Consider the following 23,472-nt stretch of genomic DNA (forward strand, 5'->3'; position numbering starts at 1 on the left):
GCCCGCTATTTCCCCTCCATCTCGCTCATGATGCTGTACAGCAATTCAAGCAAAATGGTCTTGACGGAGTTGCGGTCTGTTGCCACACACGGCAGCAACTTTGTACTTTTATCGAGGCGCAGGGCATGACCCATATCCTCGAGGTCCCAGGCATCTTCCTTATCCTGTTTGTTCGCAGCGACCACAAAGGGTGTGGGCGCATAGGCGCGGAAAGTTTCAAGAATGGAGCGCGCTTCACGGAAGGTCTCGGGGCGGGTGCTATCCACCATAACGATGAATCCCAACATGCCCTCAGAGAGGATCTCCCACATGAAATCGAAACGCTTCTGCCCGGGAGTGCCAAAGAGATATAGAACCAGATCCTGGTCTACTGTAATGCGCCCGAAATCCATCGCCACGGTGGTGGCAGATTTGACGGAGCGTTCCTCATCCGAGGAAATCTTTCGTTCTGTGGCAACCACATCGATCTCGCTGACAGACTGAATGAACTGAGTCTTACCAGCGCTGAAGGGACCTGTGACTACCATTTTGACCGTTTGCATAATTCCTATCCTTTCGGCCTCAAAAAATTATAATGAGCGAATACGGCCGATCAGTTTATTGACCAAATTCTTCTTATCTTCCATTTCCTGCGGAGCAAGCGGCTTTGCAGCCTGCGGGGTCGGTGCATTAGCCGGACGGACCAATTCCACTAGCCCTGCCTGCAACAATCCGTATACGATGCGGCGAACCTCCACCTCTGTCAATTTGTTCGTCTTTGCGATCTGACGCATGGTGTTCTTCGGGTCTACGAACTTAACCACTTTCCATTCGTCCACGCTCAAGTTGACATTGGTCAAAGGACGCTCGGTGAACTTGAGTGCCATATCCAGGCTGGGAATTTCATCTTGCAGCTGTTCCAGTTCACGCAGCTGCCGTGAGCCTTCGATGATGATATTTTCCAGGTCAAGCCGTACATTGATACGGTCGTCTGGCGGGAGCATTTCATTCTCGAAACGGAAGACGCCTTCCACCCAGGTGAAGAGGCGTCGGATCTGGTCTGTAAAATAAACCTGTAAATTCAAAAGGATGTCATCACGCGAAACGTAACCCGCGTTGATCAATAACAAACCTAATTCCTTATCAGACATTTGACCGGAACGGTCAATAATGGCTTTGTACTGATTGGCATTGATCTTGCTCGATTTATAAAGAACCGAAGCAAGGCTGCCATCTTCCTTGCCGATCCGCGCATACGCCAACTTCCCTTCCCGAAACGAGACATACGCCTGTTCCGATGCCCCATCGATCACCAGCGTTCCCGTTTTGTTGGCGAGATTAATGAGGTTCAAGAGTTGTGTGATCGTAAAGTCTCGTAAATTACCGCGCAGCGCCATAATTCCTCTAAATCCCTTCAGCGAGGGAGTGTGCAAAATTATACTTGGTAAAGTCACAATGCGTCAATTAACAGTCTTTGCACTCTTGTATGGGTAAAAAAACGGACCAAGTTCCACGATGTAGTCGTTTCTTCCACACCTGCCGCCTCATTCCCCCGTAGTTGGGGGATCGTTCCGCGAACCGGAACGCGACCGAAGGGTCTCTTACACAAGGTAGAGACCCTTCGGTCGCGAAAAACGCTCCTCAGGATGACTAAGACTCAAATTATGAGACCGGAAGCACAGCAGACAAACGCTTGGGGAAAAGTCCATTCAACAAGACGCGCGCTGCATTATCCTGCACAAAACAATCTATAAAAGCGTGTCGCAATTCGTCCAGACTGCGATGACCGAATAGTAAATGCAAAAAGGTTAGGTCTGGGAAGGCAGCAGAAACATCGGCATACGAATCTGGTCGGGTTGATTCAATGAGGGGAATTCTCCCTCGTTCAAAGACCATACGCAGACCATCCTTGTAAAACCCGATCTTTAACTCACCGGAATACCCTGCCGCAACCGAGTCAGCTAAACGCTTTTCCAAGGCAGGCTTGACATGGTTAAGGAAAGCAGCCAGATCGGGCACACGCATGAAATACGCATAGGGTTTACGAAGGACAGGTAATCTATCTTCCATCACTTCATATACAGGATGGCTCTCCCCCAAATTGAAGCCGAAAGATGTATTTGGCAGAGAATCGCGCTCGGCATACTCAGCGCCCTTCTTCCACAAATAACGCGTCACACTTGGCGACACCTCCATCCAGGATGCTCCATCGATGAGCGCAAAATACTGACACGTCACTCCACCATTCCATAAGTTAACAGAGTGTTCGAAAAAGCCGACTCGTGTACCCTTCAAATCTTCGATCACCATATGCTCATAACGACTAATGTTCAAAACGTTCTTGTCGCTCATTTCATAGTGAATGATCTCTGGTGTACGTTTGCACGAGATACCAAATCGCTCTTCGTATTTTTCATACAACTGAAAAATAAAATCGACATCATCCATCCCTGCCGAGCGAATGCTAAACGGTTCCAACTCACCTTCTTTCAAAACAGGTACATTTGCCTCGAAACCTCTCCGCCCGCCGGAAAGATTCAACGCCATATCGTACCCAAATTGACGGTAGTAGTTGGGAATGCCCGTTATGACCTGCGCCAAATGCCCACGCGATTCGCTCCATTTGTGAACTTCTTCCATCTGGGCTCGCACCAATCCGCGCCTGCGAAATTCAGGCAAGGTACACACCAGTTCCGGTCGCCCCACGCCAAACTCAATACCATCAAACGTCCACATCTGCGGAAGGAGACATAGCGTAGAAACGATCTTTCCAGAGGCAGACTCTTCGACAATGGTGAAATCGCCCGGCTTCAGGGTAGGGTGTGGTTTCGTAACCAGATCATGGATCCACGCCCCAATGCCTGGGTCTGGCTTATCGGGTCCGTCGTCGCTGTGCATGCGGCTATTAATGTCCACCAGCGCCGCCGCATCTGCAACAGAGCCGCGCCTCAAGAGCAATCCATTCCCAAGGTCTCGAATAAATAATTTAGAGTTTTCTTCCATGACTCATGCTTTCAAAATATCTCTTAACTGCTGCATCGCTGCTTGCGGGTCTTTAAAGAGAATGCCTTTCATGCCAAGACTCTCACAAGCTTCGATATTTGCAGGCACATCATCGACGAAGACCGCCGCCTCTGCCTCGACCTGTGCCTGCTCCAACGCGAGGCGGTAGATCTTTGCCTCAGGCTTTGCCACACCTACTTCTGCCGAAATGGTCAATGTGTCGAACACGTCGTCCAATTTTTTACGGATGAGGTACTCACGCATATCTGACCAGGCATTGCTGATCAACCCCGTCTTCAAACGCGGACGCAACGAGCGCAAATATGCAACAATAGTATGGTCGATCACATCGCCTGCGAAAAAATCATTTTCGACGGCAGCGATCTGGTCTTTGCCCACCTTCAAGCGTTTGGCAACTGCCTGCCAGTGTTTTTGTACAGAAAGCTCCCCCACTGTCGCTTGTTTCGCTGTTGGGCTGTTGAAAACGATATTATCAATGTCTTCATATTCCATATTAAAGCGCTGCGCCAACTGTTGGCGCGGAGCCTGATATTCAGTGCGCTGAATAACACCGCCAAAATCAAAAAAAACCGCTTGAAGTTTCATACAATGATCCATTCTTTTATGACCTAAATAGGTATAAAAAATCCCGCAGGCATGAGAGGGTCACCTGCGGGTCAAAAGTTGAAGCCAGTAAAACTACTTCTTCTTGGGTTTCGAAGCCGGCTTAGCCGGTTTGGTTGCCTTCGAAGATGTGGTCGTCTTTTTAGCAGACGCAGGCTTTGAAGCGCGTTGCCGCGAAGCGGCGGGTTTGGCACCCGCTTTCTTGGTGGCTGCGGGTTTAACCGCCGCACTCTTCACTGCTTTTGGCAGGGGTTCCGTTTTCAACGCGGCAGAAGCCGAAACCTCACCGGCAGGCATGGACGCTGCTTGTTTGGCAGCCTCACGCCAGTTCGGGAAGAACAGTTCCATCCGCTGACGGGAAATGGAGTTGGCGCGTCGGCAGCGCGGGCAATGTGCATCGTGATGATTTTGGTTCTTTTCATCCATGGTAACAAGCGCGGTAAGCATTTCCGCTCTTCCGACTGTAAATGGGGTCTGACAATAAAGACAACGAAGGTTTAACATGGGAACGCCCTTTCGTGGATTTGATCGCAAATCTGATTCTACCCCGATTTTTTCCCCCTTGCGAATCAAATTTAGGGAATTCCCAAAATGGCTTCTACTCTCGTACCCCGGCATCCTCCAGCGCCCGCCCTGGGCGAAGTTCCTTCTCAAAGGTAGTGAATTCGGTGGCAATGCTCATCCCGGCACGCTGGTACAGGCGGGTGGCACCGGTTTTATTCGAGGCATCCACCCCCAACCCAATAGTTGGCATGCCGCGCTGGTAAAAATCTGCGAACGAGGTAAGGAGTAACGCCAGCCCCAGTCCCTTTTTCCGCCACGGTTTGAGGACGCCCAACGTCCCCACCCAGCCAATGCCCATTCGGAAGCGATTCTGGGAGTAGCCTGCGATCTGGTCACCCTCCCAAGCCACCAACCATAAGTTCGGGTCGAAGTCAGGGCGACCGAATTTTCGGAAAGTCCACTCTTCAAATGTAGTTTCATGGCTGCCCCAGTGCTCGCCGAACGCCTCATTATCCGCCTGCCACAACAAGCGGGCATGCGCTTCCATATCGAATGGACGCAGCTCGATTCCCTTCGGCAGGCTGAATGCAGGCGGAGGTGTGTCCAATTTGATCTCCATTCGCCAGTGATAACGGACAAGGTGATAGCCTAATTCTGTGAACAAAATATGCCCTGCTTTGTTCCTGCTATCAGTGGTTACACGCATAAAAACCCGTAGATCAGGGTCAGCAAATTTCATCAATTCAGTGGCACGCTCTTCAATACGTTTCAGTAACGCCGTGCCAATACCCTGCCCCTCAAAATCAGGGTGAACATAACCATCCACGTTTAAGTCGGCGTAGCCTTTTTCATTAAAAAGTTCTTCGTAGCCAACAATACGCCCATCACTGGTTTCGACCACAAAGGCATCGGTCTCCAGCATGAAGCCTTCTTCATTCCAGGCATGCTCCAACTCTTCAGGCGTGGTGGCGACGGTCACATCGCCATCGGCTTCACTCACGGCATAGATCAGGTCTGCTACAGCGTGCAGATCTGATCGGGAAGCGGCACGCAGCTTCAGCCCTGAGGCAAGAAGCGGATTTTCATTCATAATTCAATACCTCCATTTCATTTCAATCCGGCACAGAAACGCATCACTCCTGCGCCAGCTTGGATTCTCTCCATTCGGCATTTAACAAGCCGAAAGCGATAACGTCCCATAATTCGCCACCGCAGTACAACACTCTGCGACGGCGAACTTCTTCCATAAAACCAAATTTCTGGAACAAGCGTAAAGCGCCCAGGTTGTATGCAGGCACTACCGCTGTAACACGGTATAGGTCCAACTCGTCAAAGGCGTAACTGAGCAACAGGCTCAATGCCTGTGAGCCGTATCCTTTGCGGCGAAACCCCGGCTCTCCGATTCCCAATCGAAGATAGCCGTTGCCGGCGGAACGGTCCACCCACTCGATCAGCGCTTTGCCAATAAAGCGGTCATCATCCCGAACGCGGATGGTGAAGTAGAACAGGTTCTGCAACTCAGTCACATCCTTCTCGACAGTTTCATACTGCTCTCGCACCATTGCAGGCGTCAACGGGTGTGTAGGACGCAACTCCATCTGGCACATGAATTCGGCGTCATGAGTCCATTTGGATTCGATAAGGGGATGCGTTTCATGGTCAATGGGACCTAAACGGACATCCTGAGCTTCAAGTAATTGGCTCTCAATGGTAAACATGATTTCCTTCTTTTCAAATAAAAAAAACGGTCACAAGAGATGCTCCCGTGGCCGTTTTGAGCGGTTAAACAAAAACGACCACGGGCTTGGCGCGCCGTGGTCGTAAAGGTTGAGATTTACCTAACGACGAACAGGCGCACTACGATCAACACCAGCAGGGCTGGTTGCTGCAGAAACGATGAAGAATTTGAAATTAAACATGGTAGTGCGCTCCTTTCTTGTAAATTCCTTGGTTAAGGTAGTTAGAGTTTATCATGTGAATTGAGGGGGCGTCAAGCAGGATGTTTGGGGGACTAAACCAGAGAACCTTTTTGTCCGGTTTCAGCAACATAGTATCAAACGAGGTAATCATGAACACCACAAAACCCAATTCTAACCAAATTGAACAGCATAACGTCCTCATCATTTCACAGGATGTGGATATGGCACGGGTTTGGAAAACCCTTTTCGAACAGAGAAACTGCCGTGTTATCAGTGAACCCACTGCCCAGGAAGGGTTGACTGCTTCGCGGTTAGTCTCCCCCACCCTGATCATTCTGGATATCGACCTGCCTGATGGAGAACGCCTTTCGCTTTGCAAAGAATTACGCGCCACCACCAATGGTACGCTTCTGCTGCTAAATTCGGGGCACACAAATATTGATGTTCTGGAATATCACCGCGCCGGAGTGGACGAAACCGTCACCGACGCCATCAGCCCGATGGCTCTGCTGATCAAATCGTTGGCGTGGCTGGCACGGCATGATTGGATCGTTCCGCGCAGGCTATCGGCACAACAAATATGGGTATAAAAAAATGACGGGCGAATGCCCGTCATTTTTTTATGGGTTTGATGGGAGGATACGCCCGGCAATCAGAGCGTCTAATGTTTCCCGCACAAGCCGCAGCTTTGCTTCAGTAAGGACGCCTGTATCCACGTCTGCTATGCCTAGCGGAGATTGAACGTTCTGCCCGCCCTGACCAGCGATCAACTGGGGCCAGGCTGTTTGAATAGCCTTGATGGTATCTGGCGAAATGGTCATCAACCAACCGCCGGGGCGCGGCTCCGGTCTGGAAACGCCCACAAGGTAGACACCCTGCGTACCAACATATGAAAGAAAATCATCGCTGGCAATGGATGGGAAAATATACAGACCAGAGACATCCTGATCGTTGATAAGTACATTGGCGTAACCACCGAACTTGGCGGGGTCTTCGCTGGCAGGGATGCCCAATATAGCCGGGTATGTGACCGGGTCAAAGTAGATGCCTTCGCATAAACCACAGTAATAGCGCATACCATTACTAAAGGCGTTCAATGCGGCTTGGGCGTTGGGTTCACCTTCAGGGTATAGCATGCCGATCTTAAATTCTTCGACCATCATCGCCAGGGTATAACCAGCCAAAAAGGCTGGCAATTCCACCTGCGTGTTCGGTGCCAGGACACTGATATTCGCACCGGCGGTCAGGTTGGGAATGTTAACCGCAAGGAATTGTACATTTGGTGCTGTGGGAGCGTAATTTGCCACACCCGGGTCTGGGGGCAGGGCAATGACAACCTTCAACGTAGGGTCTGCCAGATCTTCTGGTGTGATGCCGTTGCGAACTTGAAAACGAAAACCGGAGGCAAGCGCCAGGTCATAGACGGTTTTCTGATAAAGGTCAGAAGTCTCTTTATCCAGATCAGATGGCAGAATCAGCAAAGCCAGCGGTGTGGATAAAGTTGGAATGGGTGTGGCAGATGGCGGCGGAGTGTGAGACGGAACGACTGTAGGGGCGGCAACTTCCGGAACGTCATTTCCACCACAAGCCGTCAGAATCGCGACGAAAAGAAGTACGAAAAGAGTTTGTTTTACACGCACAGAATTTCTCCAGAACATAGAGTTCGGGAATTATAACGGTAAAAAAGTAGGTCACGCTTTTGGCGTGACCTACTTTTTTAGTGAACTCTCACTTGGATCTTCTTCGGACGGGCAGATTCTGCCTTGGGGAGGTGAAGCGTCAGGACGCCATCTGCGATCTTTGCCTCGACCTTTTCTGAATCGATTTCAGCGGGCATTCGCAGGCTGCGACGGAAAGCTCCACGCGGCAGTTCGCTCAACAGGAAGGACGCTTCATCGTCCTTGTATTCGCCTTCAATGCTGACGATATTTTCCAACACCTGAATGTTCAGGTCGTCGGCGCTTAAGCCGGGAACGAGGGCAGAGAGAACGTAGGCGTCATCTTCCTCACGGACGTTAACACTAAGGGAACGGGGCTGAGGCTGGGCAGTGTGGCGAACCATACGGCGGAACGGGTAAGGTTGAATATAGAGGGTCATATTGAATATCTCCTTTTGTTTGTATCAATGCGCCAATATTAAATCGGCAGTGTAAGAAATTGAATAACGATCGGTAGGTTTTTTGTAAGAAAATTTACCTACTTCTGCCCGGCAGTTATAATTCTTGAGATGTCAAAAAAGACTTTCCCCATTCTTATGATCCCTGTTGCCATTGCGGTTGCAGGAATTTATTTGTACTTCACCCAAGGAAGTGGAAAATCGGCTGCTCGTACTGTACAGGTCATCGATTGGATCCGTAACCCCGCCTCGTTCTCCAGCCTGATGATGACCAGCGGATCGAAATGCGCCGGAGCTCCGTTCATTTTCCCGACCAATGGCATGGTCGGTTACATTTGGGACGATTCCTTTCGACCGGGTCATCGCCATTCCGGGCTGGATATTTTCGGCGGGACAGATGTAGGTGTAACGCCCGTGGTAGCAGCGTATTCCGGGTACCTCACACGTCAGGCAGATTGGATCTCCACGGTCATTATCCGCGTGCCTGAAGACCCGCTGGAACCGTCCCGGCAAATATGGGTGTACTATACCCACATGGCAGATCCCAATGGAAATTCCTTTGTATCGCCTGAATTCCCACAAGGCACAAAGGAAGTATTTGTTGAAGCAGGCACATTTCTTGGATATCAAGGCAATTACTCAGGTGACCCTGCGAACCCTGTGGGGGTCCACTTGCACATTTCGGTGGTTAAAGATGATGGGTTTGGAAATTTCCTGAATGAGCTTGAGATCAAGAACACCTACGATCCTTCGCCTTATTTTGGGATGCCATTGAATGCCAACGAGAATAAAGATTCGATCCCGGTGTGTGAATAGCAACACCCGGTATCTGGTACAGTTTGAATTGAAAGGATGGACGAATTGAAGGGCAAAGTAGTATTGATCACTGGGGCAGGCAAAGGTATTGGACGTAAACTGGCAGAGGAACTGGCGGCACGCGGCGCCATCGTCGCTGCGAACGACATCTCCCCCATCAATGTAGAGGAGGTTGTGGCGGGCATCCGCGCGAAAGGCGGGCAAGCCAAAGCTTACGTTGAAGATGTGGCAAAAAAGGTTGGGGCGCAAATGCTGGCAAAAAGCGTGGAAGATGATTTCGGCGCGATCAATGTTCTGGTCAATCATGCGGCAGTCGAACCGCATAACCGGCTTTTGGATATGGATGAATGGGATTGGCACCGCACTCTCGATGTAAACCTAACGGGCGCCTTCTTAATGTCTCAGACGGTGGGGCGGGTGATGCGCGCGAAAGGCTCAGGTGTGATCTTAAACCTGGTTGCAGGTGCAGGCGAAAAGGAGAAGGAGGCGGGGGCATTCCTTACAAGCAAGGCAGGGTTGGGAGAGCTATCCCAACAATTGAGTCGGGAATTGAATCCGTTTGGTGTGCAGGTATTTTCGGTTTCAAACCTGGATGAGGCACTAAAAGCACTGGAGGATGCATGAAAGAACTGATCGAGTATCGCGAAAAATTACTGGCACGTTTGCACGAAGCGACAAGTGAATTTTGCGAAGCATGCAAATCGTATGCAGATCCGCTTGCGAGCATAAATGGCGGCTGGTCGGCGCATCAATTTGCATTTCATGTTCGCGGAATTGATCACGAAGTATATGGAATGCGCATCCGCCGCACATTGAATGAGGATGAGCCGGAGTTCCTGAACTTCGACCCTGAGGTTTGGATGGCAGAACACTACGATCCCCGAGAGCCGTTGGATATGATTTTGAGTGAATTTTCTGCCAGCATTCACGAGATACATGATGTATTGAAAAACGCATCACAAAGCGTTTGGTCGCGCCTTAGCAGTCACGAAGCCTTGGGCAAAGAGCTTACTTTGCAGCTTTGGGCAGAGCGCGGACTAGCTCATTTGGAAGAACACCTGAAATTGTTAAAAAGCGCCCAAAATCTGTAGTTTTTGCCCGTTTTTCCCATTTCCTGCGGTAAAATAGCTCCCATGAAGAAACAAAGAATTATTCTGGTTGACGATCACGAAGTTGTGCGGCTAGGGTTGAAATCCCTGTTGGAACGACACCCCCATTTTGATGTGGTAGGCGAAGCGGGTTCGGCGCGGGAAGCGTTGGAACAAACTGCTTTGCTCAAACCGGATGTAGTTGTAATGGACATCCGTCTGCCGGGCACATCTGGTATTGAAGCCTGCGAACAAATTATCAATCAATTTCCCAGCACCAAAGTCATTATGCTAACCTCTTATGCCGAGGATGAGATGCTTTTCTCTGCCATTCGGGCGGGAGCTTCAGGATACATCCTCAAGCAGATTGGCAGCGAAGACTTGATCAAAGCGCTTGAATCGGTTGGACGTGGTGAAGCCCTGCTTGACCCTGCCGTGACCCAGCGTGTTTTCCAGGAAGTACGCCGCGCTGTAAAAGAGGAAGAAGCCTCTGCATTTGCTCACCTGAGCCAGCAGGAAAAGCACGTACTTCTGCTTGTTTCCGAAGGCAAAACAAACCGCGAGATCGCCAAAAACCTCTTCCTCGGGGAAGGCACTGTGCGTAATTACGTTTCCAGCATTCTCTCCAAGTTAAATGTGAATAACCGCGCCGAGGCAGCTGCCTATGCAGTGGAACACAATTTGAGAGATTACATATCCTGATTTTTTCGTCACAGCCGGAAATTATGAAGAGACACACCCACACGCAATGTGAAGATGTGTCTCTTTTTTTTATTTAACCAACTGTAGACATACAAGCATACGAAACAAACTAAATTCCGTACAGGAATAAAACTCTTTTCTGCCGAATAAAAGGATAAAGCGGCTCATAGGAGGTCAACAAAACCATGTTCCCATTTGCAAAAATGACTGATGGAGTTATTGTGATACGTCCGTATGAATTTGGCGAAGAAAAGGAACTCTATACTGCGGTAAAAGAGTCGCTGCCAGAACTAACCCCCTGGATGAGTTGGGCAACCGAAAAATACACGCTCAACGTGGCGCGTGATTTCATCATCATCACCCGTTCCGAGTGGTCACGCGGCGCACTATATTCCTTTGCCATCACCGATGCAATCACGGGGGAATTTTTAGGCGGGTGCGGGCTGAGTCACTTCCATCCGATCTATAAATTCTGCAACCTCGGGTACTGGGTACGCACACCCAAACGCGGCAGGGGCATTGCCGTCCGTGCGGCAAAACTGGCTGCACGGTTTGCCTTCGAAAGGGCGGGCACCATCCGCGCTGAGATCGTCATTGCGGAAGGAAATGAAGCCAGCAAGCGCGTTGCTGAAAAAGCCGGAGCCCATTACGAGGGCATCCTGCGAAACCGGATCACCGTCCGCGAACAGATCCTTGACGCGTACATGTTCTCGCTTCTCCCCACTACTTTTGGGTTGGTTGCCCATCTTTGAGTTTCCGCTTCGCTGAAACCTGCCCTGTTTACAAAAACCAGTAGTCCTATTGACTGATTACCGCCTTTTCACTATGATGATGCCATAAACCAAAAGGAGAGAGAATTCCATGAGTGAATCAAAATCAATTCATGAACGGAAGCATGTCTGGCGTGACGAGTTCCTGCTCGTTATCGGCTTGTGCGCCTTCGTAGGGCTTGTCTATGTTCTAGATAACGCCCTCCACCCCACCTTCACCCCAACCACCCTGGTGTTGACCGGCGTTTTCCTTGCACTTGTTCCCGCTTTTATCTGGCTGATCTTTTTCTACCTGCAAGACAGTGCAGAACCCGAACCCAAGGGGTTTGTAATGGGAGTATTCTTGCTTGGCGGCTTACTGGCAGCAGCGGTCGGCATACCGATGGTAGAGAAGGTATTTCGTGTCTCCCACTGGATCCGCAACGACACGTTGACCACCATCCTGGGCGGCATTCTAGTCGTGGGCTTCACACAAGAATTTCTAAAATATGCCGCCGTCCGTTATGGCATTTATCATTCAGAAGAATTTGATGAGCCCACCGATGGTGTAATCTACGCCACCGCCGCCGGGTTGGGCTATGCCACCATGCTGAACATCAACTTTGTCATCTCGAACGGAGGCGTGGATCTCGGCACAGGCATTCTGCGCATGGCGGTCGTCGCACTGGCACAGGCAGCGTTCTCCGGCATTACGGGATACTTCCTCGGGCGCGCCAAATTTGAATCCGAGCCGATCTGGTGGATGCCGCTCGGCATTTCTCTGGCTGCCGTTTTCAATGGGTTATTCAACTGGCTCTTGGGCATCCTTAACCGCCCCACCATTACTCTGAACGGCTCCACTACCAATACATGGATGGGATTGATCCTTGCCGCGGTTGTCGCGCTGGTGACTACGGGTGTCATCCTCAGGCTGGTGCATCGTAATGTCACCATGCAGGCTGGGAAGTAGGAGAACAGATATGGAACACAAACAAGTTTCCCTCGGTGACCGCTTCGCAGAACTTGCCGTCATTCTTATAACCGTTATCGCGCTTACATTAGGATGGTTCTATAAATCGAGCATCGAAAACGCTTCGGTTCCCTTTGAGGCGGAAGGTATTACAGCCAATGCACCCAAAGGTTGGTTACAAGTCGGCGCATCCGGCGAAGAATTATTTCGTTCGGTCGATATCAACTCAAGCGGCTTTGGCGCGACGTACGTCATTCGTCAGGTTGCAATCTCATCCGAAGCGACGACCTCTGAAGTGGCAAGCCTTGTGGTGCTAGAGCACGCACAGAGCCTGGTCGCGTTTCGTATGCTTGACCAGCAGGAAGTGATCGACAGGAATGGGCGCAACGCCTATATGATCGATTACGTCTTCGTCGAATCCAACCCGGATGTGACCCATGCCGCCTTCCCGAGTGTGGTGCATGGCACTGATCTGGTCTACTTGAACGGTGACCGTGCCATTGTGGTTTCTTTTCAGGCGGATGAAAAGAATTACGATCTTGATCTCGGAAGATTTCATCTCTTCCTTGAATCGATCAAGTTTTAATAATACGAGGCGAGCATGAAACCTACTTTCAACAAACACTTATGGGCGTTTATCTCCATCCTTGCCATCGTCACTCTGGCGTGTAAAGCTGCTTCTCCAGCAGTGGAACCGCTTACCCCTGTCGATGAGCCGGTGTCTGATGCGCAGTTGTCTTCGGCAACCCGTGCCAACCTGATCGCTGCCACGGTGCAGATCTTCGGTCTCTTTGATGAAAACGGCGAACTGGTGCCCGGTTACGTTGGCTCTGGGACGATCCTGACCCCCACCGGCTTGATCCTCACCAATGCACATGTTGCCAGCCCTGCTTCACAAGGCGAACCCGAAAGCGAACCGGACGCACTTGGTGTTGCCATGATCGTATCTGAAGACAAGCCTGCCGTGCCTTCCTACACAGCCAAGGTCCTCGCCGTGGACGGCTTCCTTGACCTTGCGGTCATTCAGATCACCGCAAACATCAACGGCACTGCCATAGACCCCAACAGCCTGAACCTGCCGTATGTGCAATTGGGCAATTCAGATTCTGTGCATGTGGGCGATAACATTAACATTTTCGGCTTCCCTGCCATTGGCGGGAATACCATCACCTTTACAAAGGGAACCGTCTCTGGTTTCTCTGCGGAAGACCAGCTTGGCGACCGCGCATGGATCAAGACCGACGCCACCATCTCTGGCGGGAACTCTGGCGGTCTGGCAGCGGATGGCAACGGTCATATCATCGGTGTACCCACCATCGCCAGCGCCAGTCGCGATACAGAAACCTCCGATTGCCGCCAAGTGCAAGACACGAACGGTGACGGCACCGTTGACCAAAATGATAGTTGTGTGCCGATCGGTGGTTTTTTGAACGGCATCCGCCCGGTGAATCTTGCCCTGCCTCTTATTCAGGCCGCTCAATCTGGACGTCAATACACCAGTACCTATGCACAGTCTGGTGTGGTGAGCAACCCCGGCAGCGGAAACGAATCGGTATCCGGCTTCGTCTGGCTGGATACAACTGGCAGCACCGCAGACAAATGCGATTGGGCAGACAGCACCGTTAACTCATATGGAGACTCGACCTTGTGTCTCGCTGCTGGATTCGAATATTCCGGCATGGCGGATGGCGAACTATTGGTGGAACACTGGTTCCTGAACAATGAACAAGTAGCAGAATATAGCTACGCTTGGGAATGGGGCGAAAGCGGGCTGTTTGCAACCTACCTACCCAACGACGGCAACCCCATGCCTGCCGGAACTTACAAAGTGGAAATTTTCGCCGGGGACGCCATGACACCCTTGGGCAGTTCGACGAACGTCACCGTCAGCGGAAGCAGCAGCGGGAACAGCGACAACGGCGGGCTTCCGAAACAACCTGCCTCAAATTCAGATACCATCACAGTTTACGGTTTAATTTACGACTCTGCCACCAATAGCGCCATTCCAGGTGCCTATGTCTTCATCCTGACTCCCGGCACAACCTATGACGAATGGGAAGCCGCTGACTTTGCAGATAGTTATGTGAACACATTCCTTGAAACCGACGCAAGCGGTAAATACACCATCTCAGATATTCCACGCAACACTGAGTTCACTCTGGTCTTCGCAGCGCAAGGCTACTACGACTCGTACGCCGATAATCAATATGCAGGGTCAAATGACCCAGACAGCTACGAGATCAATGTAGGGCTAAGTCAGTAAGGTATCTCTTTCAACCATTCGTAAAGTAGAAACAAAAAATCGCCTCTGAAAAATTCAGAGGCGATTTTTTGTTTTTGGTTAATACCAGGGAATACAGTTCAACCTACTTTTCTTTTTCACCACTAACTTTCATCCAGGTCTTTTTCATTACAAGGGCATCTTCTTCCATAATGGGGCTTTCACAGAGAATGCGTCCGCCGCAGTTAAATTCATGTAAGGCTTTGAAGAGAGCTTTCAGGTCGAGGTCCGCTTCAGAAAGTGGGAGATGATTCTTTTCCCCTTTCGGTCCATACTCGATACCGGAGAGATGAATGTGCAGGTTCTTCAAGGCTTTGCTGCCCAAGGTCTTGCCGTATTTCTCCAGCACTCGTGACCATTCGTCGTAGGTATTCATCGAACCGTCGCCGGGACGGGCGTGGAGATGAGCAAAATCGATACACGGCTGAACCATATCCATTGCTTTGCTCATGGCGAGCGCATCTTCGAACGAGCCGAGCATCGCAGATTTCCCCATCGTTTCCGGGCGCAATGTTACCGTATCACCATTCTTTTGTAATTCTTTCACACAGCCTTCGAGCCGCGGGATGGCGATCTTCAACACATCAGCAGGGTCGTTGCCAAAGTACGAGCCGGGATGAAAGATGATGTCGGTCACACCAGCGAGATAGCCATAATGTGCTGCATCCATCAGGCGTTTACGTGATTTGGGCCACTCATCGCTCAGTGCATTCAAGTTGATGAAATATGGCGCATGGACGCTCAAGGCTACTTTATGTTCATCTCGTGCGGCTTTGATCAAGGCACAAGTCTCTTCGCTCACTCGCACCGATTGTACCCAGCCAAGTTCCAGCGTATCCAAACCAATGGACTTGCTAAAAGCGATGGCACCGATCGTACCGCCTGGTTTTTTAGGGGTGCCGCTGGGCGAGCCAACAGTACCAAATTTGAAAGAAAGGGTCATTCGAGACTCCAAGAGTGAGGGATGATCGTACACATTAAGAAATATACATCGAAGATATTTTTTGCCACAGCGGCGGTCCGAGGATAAGCAAGCCAACCAGCACAGCTGCCAGAGCAGCCACCAGCACAGCCGCCGCCCCCACATCTTTGCCGATCTTGGCAAGTGGATGATGTTCTTCGGTCGCAAGATCTACAACAGCTTCAATGGCAGTGTTGATGAACTCGGCAGAAAATACAAAAGCAGCCGTGAGAATGACGACCGCCCAGTCTCGCAAGGGAAGTTCAAGCCACAGGCATACACCAAATACCGCGGTCGCAATGACGCTATGGATCCAGGCATTGCGTTGGGTACGCAAAACATAGCCCCATCCTTGAAAGGCATATCGAAAGGATGCGATACGCGAGCGAATAAATTCGTTCACAACTATTCCTGAATTTGAATTCGAGATAAACCGAGTTTTTCCAACACCCGCGCTTGTTCTGCCCACATGACAGCTTTCTCTTCCTCGGTGCTGTGATCGTACCCAAGCAGGTGCAATGTCCCATGAACGACAAGCAATTGGGCTTCGGCTTCCACCGGGTGCCCGCCGGTCTGCGCCTGTTGTGCGGCGCGTGGAATGGAGATGGCAATATCCCCCAGATAAAGTTCTTCGGTTTCCGGGTCCACTTCACCGGCTGGGAAGGAAAGCACATCCGTAGGCGCGTCCACGCCTAGGTAGTCGAGGTTGAGTTCGTGGAGTTGGCGGTCATCGGTCAGGACGATGGTCATATCTGCATGGGCAGACTCAGGACCGAGGTCGGGGTTAAGAGGCGAGACAGATTCAAGTGTGATGAGCGCGGCACGTTCAAGCAGGGTAGTGTCACGAAAGTCCATTTGGTTATCTATATTGATCATTTTTCTTTTCTCGAGACGAGCAGGGTCGTATCTTGATCGGGTACGGCGGCTTTAGGGTATTGAATGCGTGGATGATAGGTGCCGCGCAAGGTGGTGACAAAAGACTCAGTGATGAGTTTGAGGTCGCGCAAAGTCAGCAGAGTATCGTCAAGCTGGTTGTATTTTTGCACGGTCTGAATAACGCTGGTGACGAGTGCACGGATCTCATCATCGCTGCCGGGGCGTTCGGCACGAGCACGGGCTTCGGAGGCATCGGCGAGCATGAGCAACGCCGTCTCCCGTGAAGCCGGGCGTGGACCAGGATAACGGAACTTTTCGATATCCACTTTGGTAACGTCGCCGCCTGCGGCTTCCATGGCTTGGTTATATTGGTAGTGCGTAATGAGCGTACCATGATGTTCAAGGATAAAGTCTTGCAGGCGGCGCGGAAGGCGGTGCTTCTTTGCAAGCTGCACACCATCGGTCACATGCCGCACAATGGTGGCCGAGACTTCTTCAGGGTTGGCATTATTATGGGCATTAAGGTTGCCCTGTGCCTGATTTTCGATAAAGAAATTCGGGTTGAGCGCTTTACCAATATCGTGGAAGAGCGCACCTACCCGGGTGAGCAAAGGGTCAGCGCCGATCTTTTCAGCGGCTTGCTCGGCGAGGTTCGCAACCTGCAAGCTGTGTTGATACGTACCTGGCGCATTTCGCAGAAAGAATTGCAAGAGCGGGAAATCAGGGCGGGAAATATCAAGCAATTGCAGCGCAGTGGTCAGACCAAGGATCTGGGCAAAGATATATTGGAGGAGCAACGCAATGCTTGCGGAAGAGAACCCGGCAAATGCGATCACCCCAACGTATTGAAGGATACCCAGCCAATCCAATGTAATGAGCGGAATGCGAAACGCCAAAAGTGCCGCCGCGCCGGAAAATGATATGGCAATCCCAGCACGTACAAACCCCCAAAAACGGCGTGCAGGGCCGAGAGCCAGCAGCCCCATCAAAGACGAGAACATGTAATAAGGGATCAAATCATATGAGTTAGGCAAACCAAATGCGGCCAGAATAGCAAGCGGTATGGCGAAGACCAGCCCAACTTCCAGGCTAAACAACCCTGTAAACAAAAGTGCGGCAGCTTGTATTGGATATCCGTATGGGGCAAGTGTTCTTTCAGCAAATAGGCGCGCGCCAGCCAGAAAGAAGATAAAAATCAGAGAGATGATTAGCAGGTTCTTTGGATCGTTCAAAAAAACTGTACGCGGCTTACGATAAAAATAAGCTGGGACAAATGCAGCGCAAAGCAAGACCATCGCAGCCGCTGCAGCGATATCCTCCCAACGCTGACCAGGACGGATCATGCCCAATTGTTGAAAGGCTTCTACATCTGCAGGGGTGATGATCTCCCCCGCAGGAACGATGGTCTCTCCTGCCTTATACGTCTGAACGATAGGTTGGATCGCTTCACGTGCAGCCAACTTGGCAGCATCGGTCAATTCCTGGCTGAAGAAACTATTCGAAACAACGAAAGGCGAAACAAGTTCGGTTACCAGCTCGGTCTGTGGTTCGTTGAAGGTCAGGCTCACCAGGGCAGAGATGCCCGCTTGAGTAACCTCAACTTTGTCGTCATAGATCGCACGGCGCATTACCTGTTCGAGCACACGTACAGCTTCCGCCTGAACCGCATCCCAGCGCACATCTGATATGCCTAATAAATAATCGACCGTTTCGGCTTTCAGGCGCAGGTCGCTCAGGGCAAGCAGGCTTTCACGGGTCTCGTCGGTGGTCAAATCGGCATTATCGCGAATGGAGGTGATATTTTGCAGGGAAGTACGTAAACGCTCGATCTGTTCACGGGCGATGGCAGGGTCTGGCAAACTATACACCGGCTGAACAGCACTCTCCGCCGCCGTGCGGGCTTCTTCGGTACGGATCTCGCTGACATATTCGATATCACGCGGCGATTTAATGGTGGACTGCGCCACATCTCCTTCGCTGACAGCTTGCAGTGTGGGGCTCAACCCCGTCGGTGAAATTAGAATACCAAAAGATGCCAGACCGACGATGGCGATCAGGCTGTATTGTAATATTCGGATGCGGCGTGGAACGGGGGCTCGGGTATTCATAAAATAGACCGCAAGGAGATATTCACCTCCTTGCGGCGGAGTCTTACGGGTTAAGCAATTCCTTGACAGCAGCGCTGATCATGTCGTTGGGTGCGCGTCCTGCTACCTTGGGCATGACCACCTTCATGACCTTGCCCATATCACTCGGAGCAGCGGCGCCGGTCTCGGTAATGGCGGCTTGCACCAGAGCGCGTAATTCTGCAGGGTCCATGGCTTTGGGCAGGAATTCTTCCAACACTTTGATCTCGGCTTCATTATCCGCGGCAAGATCGCTGCGATTGGCTTTCTTTGCTTCCTCCAACGCTTCACGCCGGTTCTTGACCTCTTTTTGGATCAGGGCATTGATCGCCATATCATCCAGTTCGATGCGTTTGTCCACTTCCACTTGTTTGACGGCAGCCAGCACCATACGCACCGTACGTTTGCGGAGGTCATCTCCGCTCTTCATTGCCTCTTTCATTGCTTCGTTTAGTTTTGCTTTTGTATCCATATGTTTTATTATACCTTTCTTGAGATGACTAAAGTGCAGGTCGCTTTGTCAATGCGACTAAATTGCAACATATAAACTCATTTATCCGTGAACCTTGAGAACATTTCCGGAGAGAGCAATTTTCGTAACAGATCAAGTTCATACGTAGAGCGTTGTGTGGCGGCGGCAATGGCGTAAGAAAACTTGGGTCCCTGATCGGGAGTGTCGAGATTCATCCAGCCGTGTGAGTCTTTGGGCAACAGTTTCAACGCCCACGGGCGCAGGGGCTTGATGAAATACAAGGCGTCCATTGGAAGGTAGATCTTGCCGGAGTGCAGGCTGGGGCTTTGTACCAATTCCTTCTTTAGCGGGTCAATTTCAGGGGGAGGCGGAGGCGCGCCGTTGTATTGATCCAGCCAGAGGGTCACATAATTAGTATGAGCGTAGAAATCCTGGGCGGTATGCAGCAGGCGTCCGAAGGCGATCCATGCGCCAAGGATGCCCGGTGAAAGCAGGGTCGCAAGTACGTATCCGCGTTGTTCATTGATGTAACGGTTGCCCTTGTCAATGGCGTTGTTATCGTAATGGATCTCGTCGTGCCCGAACTGATTCCAAAAGGAATCTTGTTTGAGATTGGATGCGATAATGATCTCCAGCGCGCGTTCGCTGAAGTGCGGGGCAAGCGCCGCGATGGTCATTTCGATATGATATTTGGCGATCATGCGCGACATTATAGCGGATATTGTGGGTATAATGCCCGCATGACATTTTATACAGCAAAAGGCGACGACGGCACGACCGGGCTTCTCGGGGAGGGGCGTGTCCCTAAATATCATGTTCAGATGGAGGCGGTTGGTACGCTCGACGAGGCCTCTGCCGCCTTGGGGCTTGCCCGCGCCCAATGTTCCGCGCCTCAAACTCCCCGCATTCTGCTAGATGCCCAACGAGACCTCTACAAGCTGATGGCAGAAGTGGCCGCCACGCCGGAAAATGCGCAAACCTTCCGTCATATTGATGAAGCGCGGGTGAAATGGCTTGAGCACGAGACCGATGAACTAAGCAAGGTGGTGCCCATGCCGCACGAGTTCATTCTGCCGGGTGACACGCTGGGCGGCGCTGCACTTTCTCTGGCAAGGGCAGTCATCCGCCGGGCAGAGCGGCGCGTGGTGGAACTTTTTGACGGCGAAGTGGTGTTCAACCCGCACTTGCAGCGCTATCTCAACCGACTCTCTTCGTTATGTTTTGTATTGGAACTGCTGGAAAATCAGCATGCAGGCAGGAAGACTTCGCTGGCGAAGTCGGAATAAAAAATAACGGGTTTCAGGCTTTCGAAACCCATTCATACTTAGGCGTGTCACTCTGAGCGACAGCGAGTCTCCCAAGATAATCTAGAGATGCTTGCTGTCGCTACTGACATGACAGAAAAGGAAATCATGACTGGAACGATAATCAATGTAGTTGCCATCTTGATCGGGGGAACGGTCGGTTTGTTATTTGGTTCACGCATCCCTGAAAGGTTCAAGTCCACTATCATTGCAGGTATGGGGCTTTTCACGGTAGCGATGGGGATGCAGATGTTCTTTAAAAGTGAGAATCAATTGATCGTACTGGGCGCTCTGATTCTTGGAACCATCCTCGGGGAATGGCTGGGCATTGAAGATCGCCTTCAGTCGTTTGGGTTGAATCTCGAAAAGCGTTTTTCAAGCGATGAAGAAAGTGGCACTGGCTCGCGCTTTGTACGCGGATTCATGGTGGCGTCTCTGCTCTTTTGTATCGGTCCCATGGCGATCCTTGGCTCGATCCAGGATGGGCTGACCGGCGATTACAACCTGCTGGCAGTCAAATCCACATTAGATGGGTTTGCCTCGATCGCCTTCGCCTCCACCTTGGGGATCGGCGTGATGTTCTCTTCGATCATTATCCTTTTTTATCAGGGCGGCATTAGTCTGCTGGCGGGAGCGCTGAGCGCCATCATCAGTGACCCAATGATGAATGAAATGACCGCTACTGGCGGGGTAATTTTGGTGGGATTGGGGGTCAGTAACCTGCTGGAAATTAAGAAGATCCGCGTGGGGAACTTCCTGCCTGCACTGGCGATTGCGCCGTTGATCGTTTGGGTATTGGGGAAGATATAAAATTACTTCAATCCCCTAAACCAGCCTCTTTGTTTCATCGTTTTTCTTCTATGGCAATTAGCGCATAAAACATCACATTTATCAATTTCTGCCTGTATTTTTTCAATAGGGTATCCACCTGCAACCATCACACTCACAGCTTTATCTTTTCCGTAACGATGGTGAAATTCCAGCACAACCGGGTCTTTTTCACCACACTCAATACAGGGATGGTTCAAAAGATATTCCCAAACATATTGACGCACTTCCTGTCTAAACCTTCGCTTTCGGGCTTGAACGTTCTTAAGATGTCCTTCCTTATTTTTGATATACCATTTTTTAACTTGCCCCTTGCGACACTCGCGACAAGTCCCCTGGCGAATGCCAAGTGCTTTAAAGCGCCAACTGAATTCTTCTATCTTCTTAACCTGCCTGCAGGATGAACATCGTTTTTTATTTTCCATTTTCCCTCAATCATTAAATGAAAAGGTCCAATACATAAAGATAGTATCAGACCTTTTCAATGTGTGACTCCGACAAGATTCGAACTTGTAACCAATTGCTTAAGAGGCAACTGCTCTGCCGTTGAGCTACGGAGCCAAACCGTGCGGGCGGTATTATACCGCAAAGAGGAATTGTGTCAATAATTACAACCCGCTTTTTTAAGTGGTAAATATCATCAAGTATTTAGAGATAAACAAAAAACTCCGGGAAGAATTCCGGAGTTTTTTGTTCTCATCTATTTGATTATCTCAAGACAGCAGTATATGCCAGCATAAAAAGAAACTGGGGAACCAAGCTAACTGCCACAGTCGCAACCGCAGTAATTGCCGTTGTAAGCCCCAGCCATGGTTCGCGTTCTACTTCGGGGTCACCTTCCTTCATGTACATGTTGACGACAACACGCAGATAATAGAATGCGGAAAGCAATGAGGTCACCAAGCCGATAAGGGCAAGTCCGATAAATCCGCCATCAACCGCAGAACGGAAGAGGTAGAACTTGCCGACCATACCAAGGGTCGGAGGGAAGCCGATGAGCGAGAGCATGAAAACTGTCATGGCGGCGGCAAGGGCAGGATGCTTCTTCGCCAACCCGGCATAGTCTTCGATCTCGAGCCCTTTGCCTTCGGCTTTTTCGAGGGCAATGACCACACCCCAGGAACCAAAGTTACTAACGGCATATGCCACGAGATAGAACAAGCCTGCGGCAACAGCGGTTGCTGCAACTTTTTCATTTCCATACGGTACAAATGCCATCAGGATGTAGCCCGCATGTGCAATCGCGGAGTATGCCAACATCCGCTTGATGTTCGTCTGCGAGATGGCTGTTAGGTTACCGACAACCATGGTCACTGCGGAGAGTGCCCAGAGGATATCGGTCAGGTCGGAGGAAAGTGATGGGAAGGCTGTGCTAAACACGCGGAACAATGCCACAAAGCCTGCGATCTTTGCACCAGCAGCCATGAAGGCGGTGACAGATGTCGGAGCGCCTTGATAGACATCAGGAGTCCACATGTGGAAGGGAGCGGCGGCAACTTTGAAGCCAAACCCTACCAGCAGCAATGCCGCCCCAATGGTGAGGAGCAGACCTGAAGTCGCGCCAGAGGCGGCTTGAACGAAGATGACAGACAGGTTGGTGGCACCCGTCGCGCCAAAGATCAGAGCCGTTCCATAGACTACAAATCCGCTGGCAAAAGCACCAAGCAGAAAGTATTTCACGCCGGATTCTTCAGATTGCAATTTGCGGGAAATGGCGGAAAGAACATAAAGCGGTATGGAAAGCAGTTCAAGCGCGAGGAAGACCATGATAAGGTCTGTGGCTTGTGCCATGAGCATCATGCCGGTGACGCTGAACAAAAGCAGGGTGTAATACTCGCCGCGTTCAATGCCCATACGCTTGGTGTATCCATAGGCAAGGGCAATGGCAAACATGCCACTGGCAAGCAAAAGGATGTTGGCAAAAGTTGAGAAACCATCGAGGGCAACCATGCTGTTAAAGCCGGAGCTTTCGATGCCGACCTGAGTGACGGAGTACCCAAGTGTGATGGCTAGCCCAAGGGCGGCAAGGAATGCGGTAATGCCTTTGCGACCCCTTGGAATGAAAAGGTCAACAAGCAGCAACACACATGCCCAAACGGTAAGAATGAGGTAGGGAATGAGAGTGTAATAGTCAGTATAAGTAGGCTGCGTCAT

The 23,472-nt window shown here is 50.8% G+C and carries 28 protein-coding genes and 1 tRNA gene; 11 read left to right on the top strand and 18 right to left on the bottom strand.

What is annotated here, in order from left to right; all coding sequences use genetic code 11:
* Nucleotides 1-5 precede the first annotated feature (5 nt).
* From IPG80_RS20515 to IPG80_RS20545, 7 genes are all read right to left on the bottom strand, one after another.
* Entirely contained in the window at nt 6-542 is a 537-nt protein-coding gene (locus IPG80_RS20515) for an ATP/GTP-binding protein (protein ID WP_345111189.1), read from the bottom strand.
* Between the two features lie 27 nt (nt 543-569).
* On the bottom strand, nt 570-1,376 hold the full coding sequence (locus IPG80_RS20520; RefSeq protein WP_345111192.1) for a DUF4388 domain-containing protein: 807 nt from the start codon (nt 1,374-1,376) through the stop codon (nt 570-572).
* 265 nt (nt 1,377-1,641) lie between these two features.
* Nucleotides 1,642-2,982 (bottom strand): GNAT family N-acetyltransferase, encoded by a 1,341-nt coding sequence (locus tag IPG80_RS20525; protein WP_345111195.1) that lies wholly within the window; start codon nt 2,980-2,982, stop codon nt 1,642-1,644.
* Between the two features lie 3 nt (nt 2,983-2,985).
* Nucleotides 2,986-3,588, bottom strand: coding sequence for an HAD family phosphatase (locus IPG80_RS20530; RefSeq protein ID WP_345111198.1), 603 nt, complete (start codon nt 3,586-3,588; stop codon nt 2,986-2,988).
* Nucleotides 3,589-3,681: 93 nt separating this feature from the next.
* Nucleotides 3,682-4,053 carry a hypothetical protein gene (locus IPG80_RS20535; RefSeq protein ID WP_345111201.1) on the bottom strand — a complete coding sequence of 124 codons (372 nt, stop codon included), beginning with the start codon at nt 4,051-4,053 and terminating at the stop codon, nt 3,682-3,684.
* A gap of 151 nt (nt 4,054-4,204) precedes the next feature.
* Nucleotides 4,205-5,200, bottom strand: a complete 996-nt coding sequence (locus tag IPG80_RS20540) for a GNAT family N-acetyltransferase (protein WP_345111204.1) — start codon at nt 5,198-5,200, stop codon at nt 4,205-4,207.
* Between the two features lie 43 nt (nt 5,201-5,243).
* Nucleotides 5,244-5,828: a GNAT family protein gene (locus IPG80_RS20545; protein ID WP_345111206.1), complete on the bottom strand. Its 585-nt coding sequence runs from the start codon at nt 5,826-5,828 to the stop codon at nt 5,244-5,246.
* A gap of 350 nt (nt 5,829-6,178) precedes the next feature.
* On the opposite strand from IPG80_RS20545, the gene IPG80_RS20550 reads away from it, so the two are divergent.
* The gene (locus tag IPG80_RS20550) at nt 6,179-6,619 is read left to right on the top strand and encodes a response regulator (protein ID WP_345111208.1); all 441 of its coding nucleotides are present in this window, start codon (nt 6,179-6,181) and stop codon (nt 6,617-6,619) included.
* A gap of 30 nt (nt 6,620-6,649) precedes the next feature.
* On the opposite strand, the gene IPG80_RS20555 is transcribed toward IPG80_RS20550, so the two are convergent.
* Complete coding sequence (locus IPG80_RS20555; RefSeq protein WP_345111211.1) at nt 6,650-7,687, bottom strand: hypothetical protein; 1,038 nt, start codon at nt 7,685-7,687, stop codon at nt 6,650-6,652.
* A 59-nt stretch (nt 7,688-7,746) separates the two neighbouring features.
* Nucleotides 7,747-8,127 carry an Hsp20/alpha crystallin family protein gene (locus IPG80_RS20560; protein ID WP_345111214.1) on the bottom strand — a complete coding sequence of 127 codons (381 nt, stop codon included), beginning with the start codon at nt 8,125-8,127 and terminating at the stop codon, nt 7,747-7,749.
* Nucleotides 8,128-8,256: 129 nt separating this feature from the next.
* Here IPG80_RS20560 and IPG80_RS20565 point away from each other — a divergent pair, with 129 nt between their 5' ends.
* From IPG80_RS20565 to IPG80_RS20600, 8 genes are all read left to right on the top strand, one after another.
* Complete coding sequence (locus IPG80_RS20565; RefSeq protein ID WP_345111216.1) at nt 8,257-8,961, top strand: hypothetical protein; 705 nt, start codon at nt 8,257-8,259, stop codon at nt 8,959-8,961.
* A gap of 36 nt (nt 8,962-8,997) precedes the next feature.
* The gene (locus IPG80_RS20570) at nt 8,998-9,585 is read left to right on the top strand and encodes an SDR family NAD(P)-dependent oxidoreductase (protein ID WP_345111219.1); all 588 of its coding nucleotides are present in this window, start codon (nt 8,998-9,000) and stop codon (nt 9,583-9,585) included.
* Nucleotides 9,582-10,052, top strand: coding sequence for a hypothetical protein (locus tag IPG80_RS20575; protein ID WP_345111221.1), 471 nt, complete (start codon nt 9,582-9,584; stop codon nt 10,050-10,052). Before IPG80_RS20570 ends, IPG80_RS20575 begins: the two co-directional genes overlap by 4 nt.
* Nucleotides 10,053-10,094: 42 nt before the next feature.
* Nucleotides 10,095-10,751 (top strand): response regulator transcription factor, encoded by a 657-nt coding sequence (locus IPG80_RS20580; RefSeq protein ID WP_345111224.1) that lies wholly within the window; start codon nt 10,095-10,097, stop codon nt 10,749-10,751.
* Between the two features lie 185 nt (nt 10,752-10,936).
* Entirely contained in the window at nt 10,937-11,503 is a 567-nt protein-coding gene (locus IPG80_RS20585) for a GNAT family protein (RefSeq protein WP_345111227.1), read from the top strand.
* Between the two features lie 109 nt (nt 11,504-11,612).
* Nucleotides 11,613-12,470 carry a PrsW family glutamic-type intramembrane protease gene (locus IPG80_RS20590; protein WP_345111229.1) on the top strand — a complete coding sequence of 286 codons (858 nt, stop codon included), beginning with the start codon at nt 11,613-11,615 and terminating at the stop codon, nt 12,468-12,470.
* 10 nt (nt 12,471-12,480) lie between these two features.
* Entirely contained in the window at nt 12,481-13,056 is a 576-nt protein-coding gene (locus IPG80_RS20595; RefSeq protein ID WP_345111232.1) for a hypothetical protein, read from the top strand.
* A gap of 15 nt (nt 13,057-13,071) precedes the next feature.
* A complete protein-coding gene (locus IPG80_RS20600; protein ID WP_345111235.1) occupies nt 13,072-14,733 on the top strand; it encodes a trypsin-like peptidase domain-containing protein in 1,662 nt (553 codons plus the stop codon).
* A gap of 103 nt (nt 14,734-14,836) precedes the next feature.
* Here IPG80_RS20600 and IPG80_RS20605 read toward each other — a convergent pair whose 3' ends face one another.
* The 6 genes from IPG80_RS20605 to IPG80_RS20630 form a co-directional block, all read right to left on the bottom strand.
* The gene (locus IPG80_RS20605; protein WP_345111238.1) at nt 14,837-15,694 is read right to left on the bottom strand and encodes a TIM barrel protein; all 858 of its coding nucleotides are present in this window, start codon (nt 15,692-15,694) and stop codon (nt 14,837-14,839) included.
* Nucleotides 15,695-15,728: 34 nt separating this feature from the next.
* Complete coding sequence (locus IPG80_RS20610) at nt 15,729-16,115, bottom strand: diacylglycerol kinase family protein (protein ID WP_345111241.1); 387 nt, start codon at nt 16,113-16,115, stop codon at nt 15,729-15,731.
* A gap of 2 nt (nt 16,116-16,117) precedes the next feature.
* Entirely contained in the window at nt 16,118-16,588 is a 471-nt protein-coding gene (ybeY, locus tag IPG80_RS20615; RefSeq protein ID WP_345111247.1) for an rRNA maturation RNase YbeY, read from the bottom strand.
* The gene (locus IPG80_RS20620; RefSeq protein ID WP_345111251.1) at nt 16,585-18,696 is read right to left on the bottom strand and encodes an HDIG domain-containing metalloprotein; all 2,112 of its coding nucleotides are present in this window, start codon (nt 18,694-18,696) and stop codon (nt 16,585-16,587) included. The genes ybeY and IPG80_RS20620 overlap by 4 nt, the downstream gene beginning before the upstream one ends.
* Nucleotides 18,697-18,739: 43 nt before the next feature.
* Nucleotides 18,740-19,186, bottom strand: a complete 447-nt coding sequence (locus tag IPG80_RS20625; RefSeq protein ID WP_345111254.1) for a GatB/YqeY domain-containing protein — start codon at nt 19,184-19,186, stop codon at nt 18,740-18,742.
* A gap of 77 nt (nt 19,187-19,263) precedes the next feature.
* On the bottom strand, nt 19,264-19,887 hold the full coding sequence (locus IPG80_RS20630; protein WP_345111257.1) for a hypothetical protein: 624 nt from the start codon (nt 19,885-19,887) through the stop codon (nt 19,264-19,266).
* Nucleotides 19,888-19,926: 39 nt separating this feature from the next.
* Here IPG80_RS20630 and IPG80_RS20635 point away from each other — a divergent pair, with 39 nt between their 5' ends.
* On the top strand, nt 19,927-20,472 hold the full coding sequence (locus IPG80_RS20635) for a cob(I)yrinic acid a,c-diamide adenosyltransferase (protein WP_345111260.1): 546 nt from the start codon (nt 19,927-19,929) through the stop codon (nt 20,470-20,472).
* 126 nt (nt 20,473-20,598) lie between these two features.
* Nucleotides 20,599-21,300, top strand: coding sequence for a DUF554 domain-containing protein (locus IPG80_RS20640; RefSeq protein ID WP_345111262.1), 702 nt, complete (start codon nt 20,599-20,601; stop codon nt 21,298-21,300).
* A 2-nt stretch (nt 21,301-21,302) separates the two neighbouring features.
* Here IPG80_RS20640 and IPG80_RS20645 read toward each other — a convergent pair whose 3' ends face one another.
* From IPG80_RS20645 to IPG80_RS20655, 3 genes are all read right to left on the bottom strand, one after another.
* A complete protein-coding gene (locus IPG80_RS20645; RefSeq protein ID WP_345111265.1) occupies nt 21,303-21,743 on the bottom strand; it encodes a hypothetical protein in 441 nt (146 codons plus the stop codon).
* 64 nt (nt 21,744-21,807) lie between these two features.
* Nucleotides 21,808-21,879, bottom strand: a tRNA-Lys gene (locus tag IPG80_RS20650).
* A 147-nt stretch (nt 21,880-22,026) separates the two neighbouring features.
* Nucleotides 22,027-23,472 carry an NADH-quinone oxidoreductase subunit N gene (locus IPG80_RS20655; RefSeq protein ID WP_345111268.1) on the bottom strand — a complete coding sequence of 482 codons (1,446 nt, stop codon included), beginning with the start codon at nt 23,470-23,472 and terminating at the stop codon, nt 22,027-22,029.

The sequence above is a fragment of the Candidatus Villigracilis vicinus genome (assembly GCF_016702885.1).
Taxonomy (GTDB): domain Bacteria; phylum Chloroflexota; class Anaerolineae; order Anaerolineales; family Villigracilaceae; genus Villigracilis; species Villigracilis vicinus.

Bases quoted from the DNA above. Each gene is read 5' to 3' on its own strand.
- IPG80_RS20515 (WP_345111189.1), bottom strand. From the start codon at position 542: ATGCAAACGGTCAAAATGGTAGTCACAGGTCCCTTCAGCGCTGGTAAG.
- IPG80_RS20520 (WP_345111192.1), bottom strand. From the start codon at position 1,376: ATGGCGCTGCGCGGTAATTTACGAGACTTTACGATCACACAACTCTTG.
- IPG80_RS20525 (WP_345111195.1), bottom strand. From the start codon at position 2,982: ATGGAAGAAAACTCTAAATTATTTATTCGAGACCTTGGGAATGGATTG.
- IPG80_RS20530 (WP_345111198.1), bottom strand. From the start codon at position 3,588: ATGAAACTTCAAGCGGTTTTTTTTGATTTTGGCGGTGTTATTCAGCGC.
- IPG80_RS20535 (WP_345111201.1), bottom strand. From the start codon at position 4,053: ATGCTTACCGCGCTTGTTACCATGGATGAAAAGAACCAAAATCATCAC.
- IPG80_RS20540 (WP_345111204.1), bottom strand. From the start codon at position 5,200: ATGAATGAAAATCCGCTTCTTGCCTCAGGGCTGAAGCTGCGTGCCGCT.
- IPG80_RS20545 (WP_345111206.1), bottom strand. From the start codon at position 5,828: ATGTTTACCATTGAGAGCCAATTACTTGAAGCTCAGGATGTCCGTTTA.
- IPG80_RS20550 (WP_345111208.1), top strand. From the start codon at position 6,179: ATGAACACCACAAAACCCAATTCTAACCAAATTGAACAGCATAACGTC.
- IPG80_RS20555 (WP_345111211.1), bottom strand. From the start codon at position 7,687: ATGTTCTGGAGAAATTCTGTGCGTGTAAAACAAACTCTTTTCGTACTT.
- IPG80_RS20560 (WP_345111214.1), bottom strand. From the start codon at position 8,127: ATGACCCTCTATATTCAACCTTACCCGTTCCGCCGTATGGTTCGCCAC.
- IPG80_RS20565 (WP_345111216.1), top strand. From the start codon at position 8,257: ATGTCAAAAAAGACTTTCCCCATTCTTATGATCCCTGTTGCCATTGCG.
- IPG80_RS20570 (WP_345111219.1), top strand. From the start codon at position 8,998: ATGGACGAATTGAAGGGCAAAGTAGTATTGATCACTGGGGCAGGCAAA.
- IPG80_RS20575 (WP_345111221.1), top strand. From the start codon at position 9,582: ATGAAAGAACTGATCGAGTATCGCGAAAAATTACTGGCACGTTTGCAC.
- IPG80_RS20580 (WP_345111224.1), top strand. From the start codon at position 10,095: ATGAAGAAACAAAGAATTATTCTGGTTGACGATCACGAAGTTGTGCGG.
- IPG80_RS20585 (WP_345111227.1), top strand. From the start codon at position 10,937: ATGTTCCCATTTGCAAAAATGACTGATGGAGTTATTGTGATACGTCCG.
- IPG80_RS20590 (WP_345111229.1), top strand. From the start codon at position 11,613: ATGAGTGAATCAAAATCAATTCATGAACGGAAGCATGTCTGGCGTGAC.
- IPG80_RS20595 (WP_345111232.1), top strand. From the start codon at position 12,481: ATGGAACACAAACAAGTTTCCCTCGGTGACCGCTTCGCAGAACTTGCC.
- IPG80_RS20600 (WP_345111235.1), top strand. From the start codon at position 13,072: ATGAAACCTACTTTCAACAAACACTTATGGGCGTTTATCTCCATCCTT.
- IPG80_RS20605 (WP_345111238.1), bottom strand. From the start codon at position 15,694: ATGACCCTTTCTTTCAAATTTGGTACTGTTGGCTCGCCCAGCGGCACC.
- ybeY (WP_345111247.1), bottom strand. From the start codon at position 16,588: ATGATCAATATAGATAACCAAATGGACTTTCGTGACACTACCCTGCTT.
- IPG80_RS20620 (WP_345111251.1), bottom strand. From the start codon at position 18,696: ATGAATACCCGAGCCCCCGTTCCACGCCGCATCCGAATATTACAATAC.
- IPG80_RS20625 (WP_345111254.1), bottom strand. From the start codon at position 19,186: ATGGATACAAAAGCAAAACTAAACGAAGCAATGAAAGAGGCAATGAAG.
- IPG80_RS20630 (WP_345111257.1), bottom strand. From the start codon at position 19,887: ATGATCGCCAAATATCATATCGAAATGACCATCGCGGCGCTTGCCCCG.
- IPG80_RS20635 (WP_345111260.1), top strand. From the start codon at position 19,927: ATGACATTTTATACAGCAAAAGGCGACGACGGCACGACCGGGCTTCTC.
- IPG80_RS20640 (WP_345111262.1), top strand. From the start codon at position 20,599: ATGACTGGAACGATAATCAATGTAGTTGCCATCTTGATCGGGGGAACG.
- IPG80_RS20645 (WP_345111265.1), bottom strand. From the start codon at position 21,743: ATGGAAAATAAAAAACGATGTTCATCCTGCAGGCAGGTTAAGAAGATA.
- IPG80_RS20655 (WP_345111268.1), bottom strand. From the start codon at position 23,472: ATGACGCAGCCTACTTATACTGACTATTACACTCTCATTCCCTACCTC.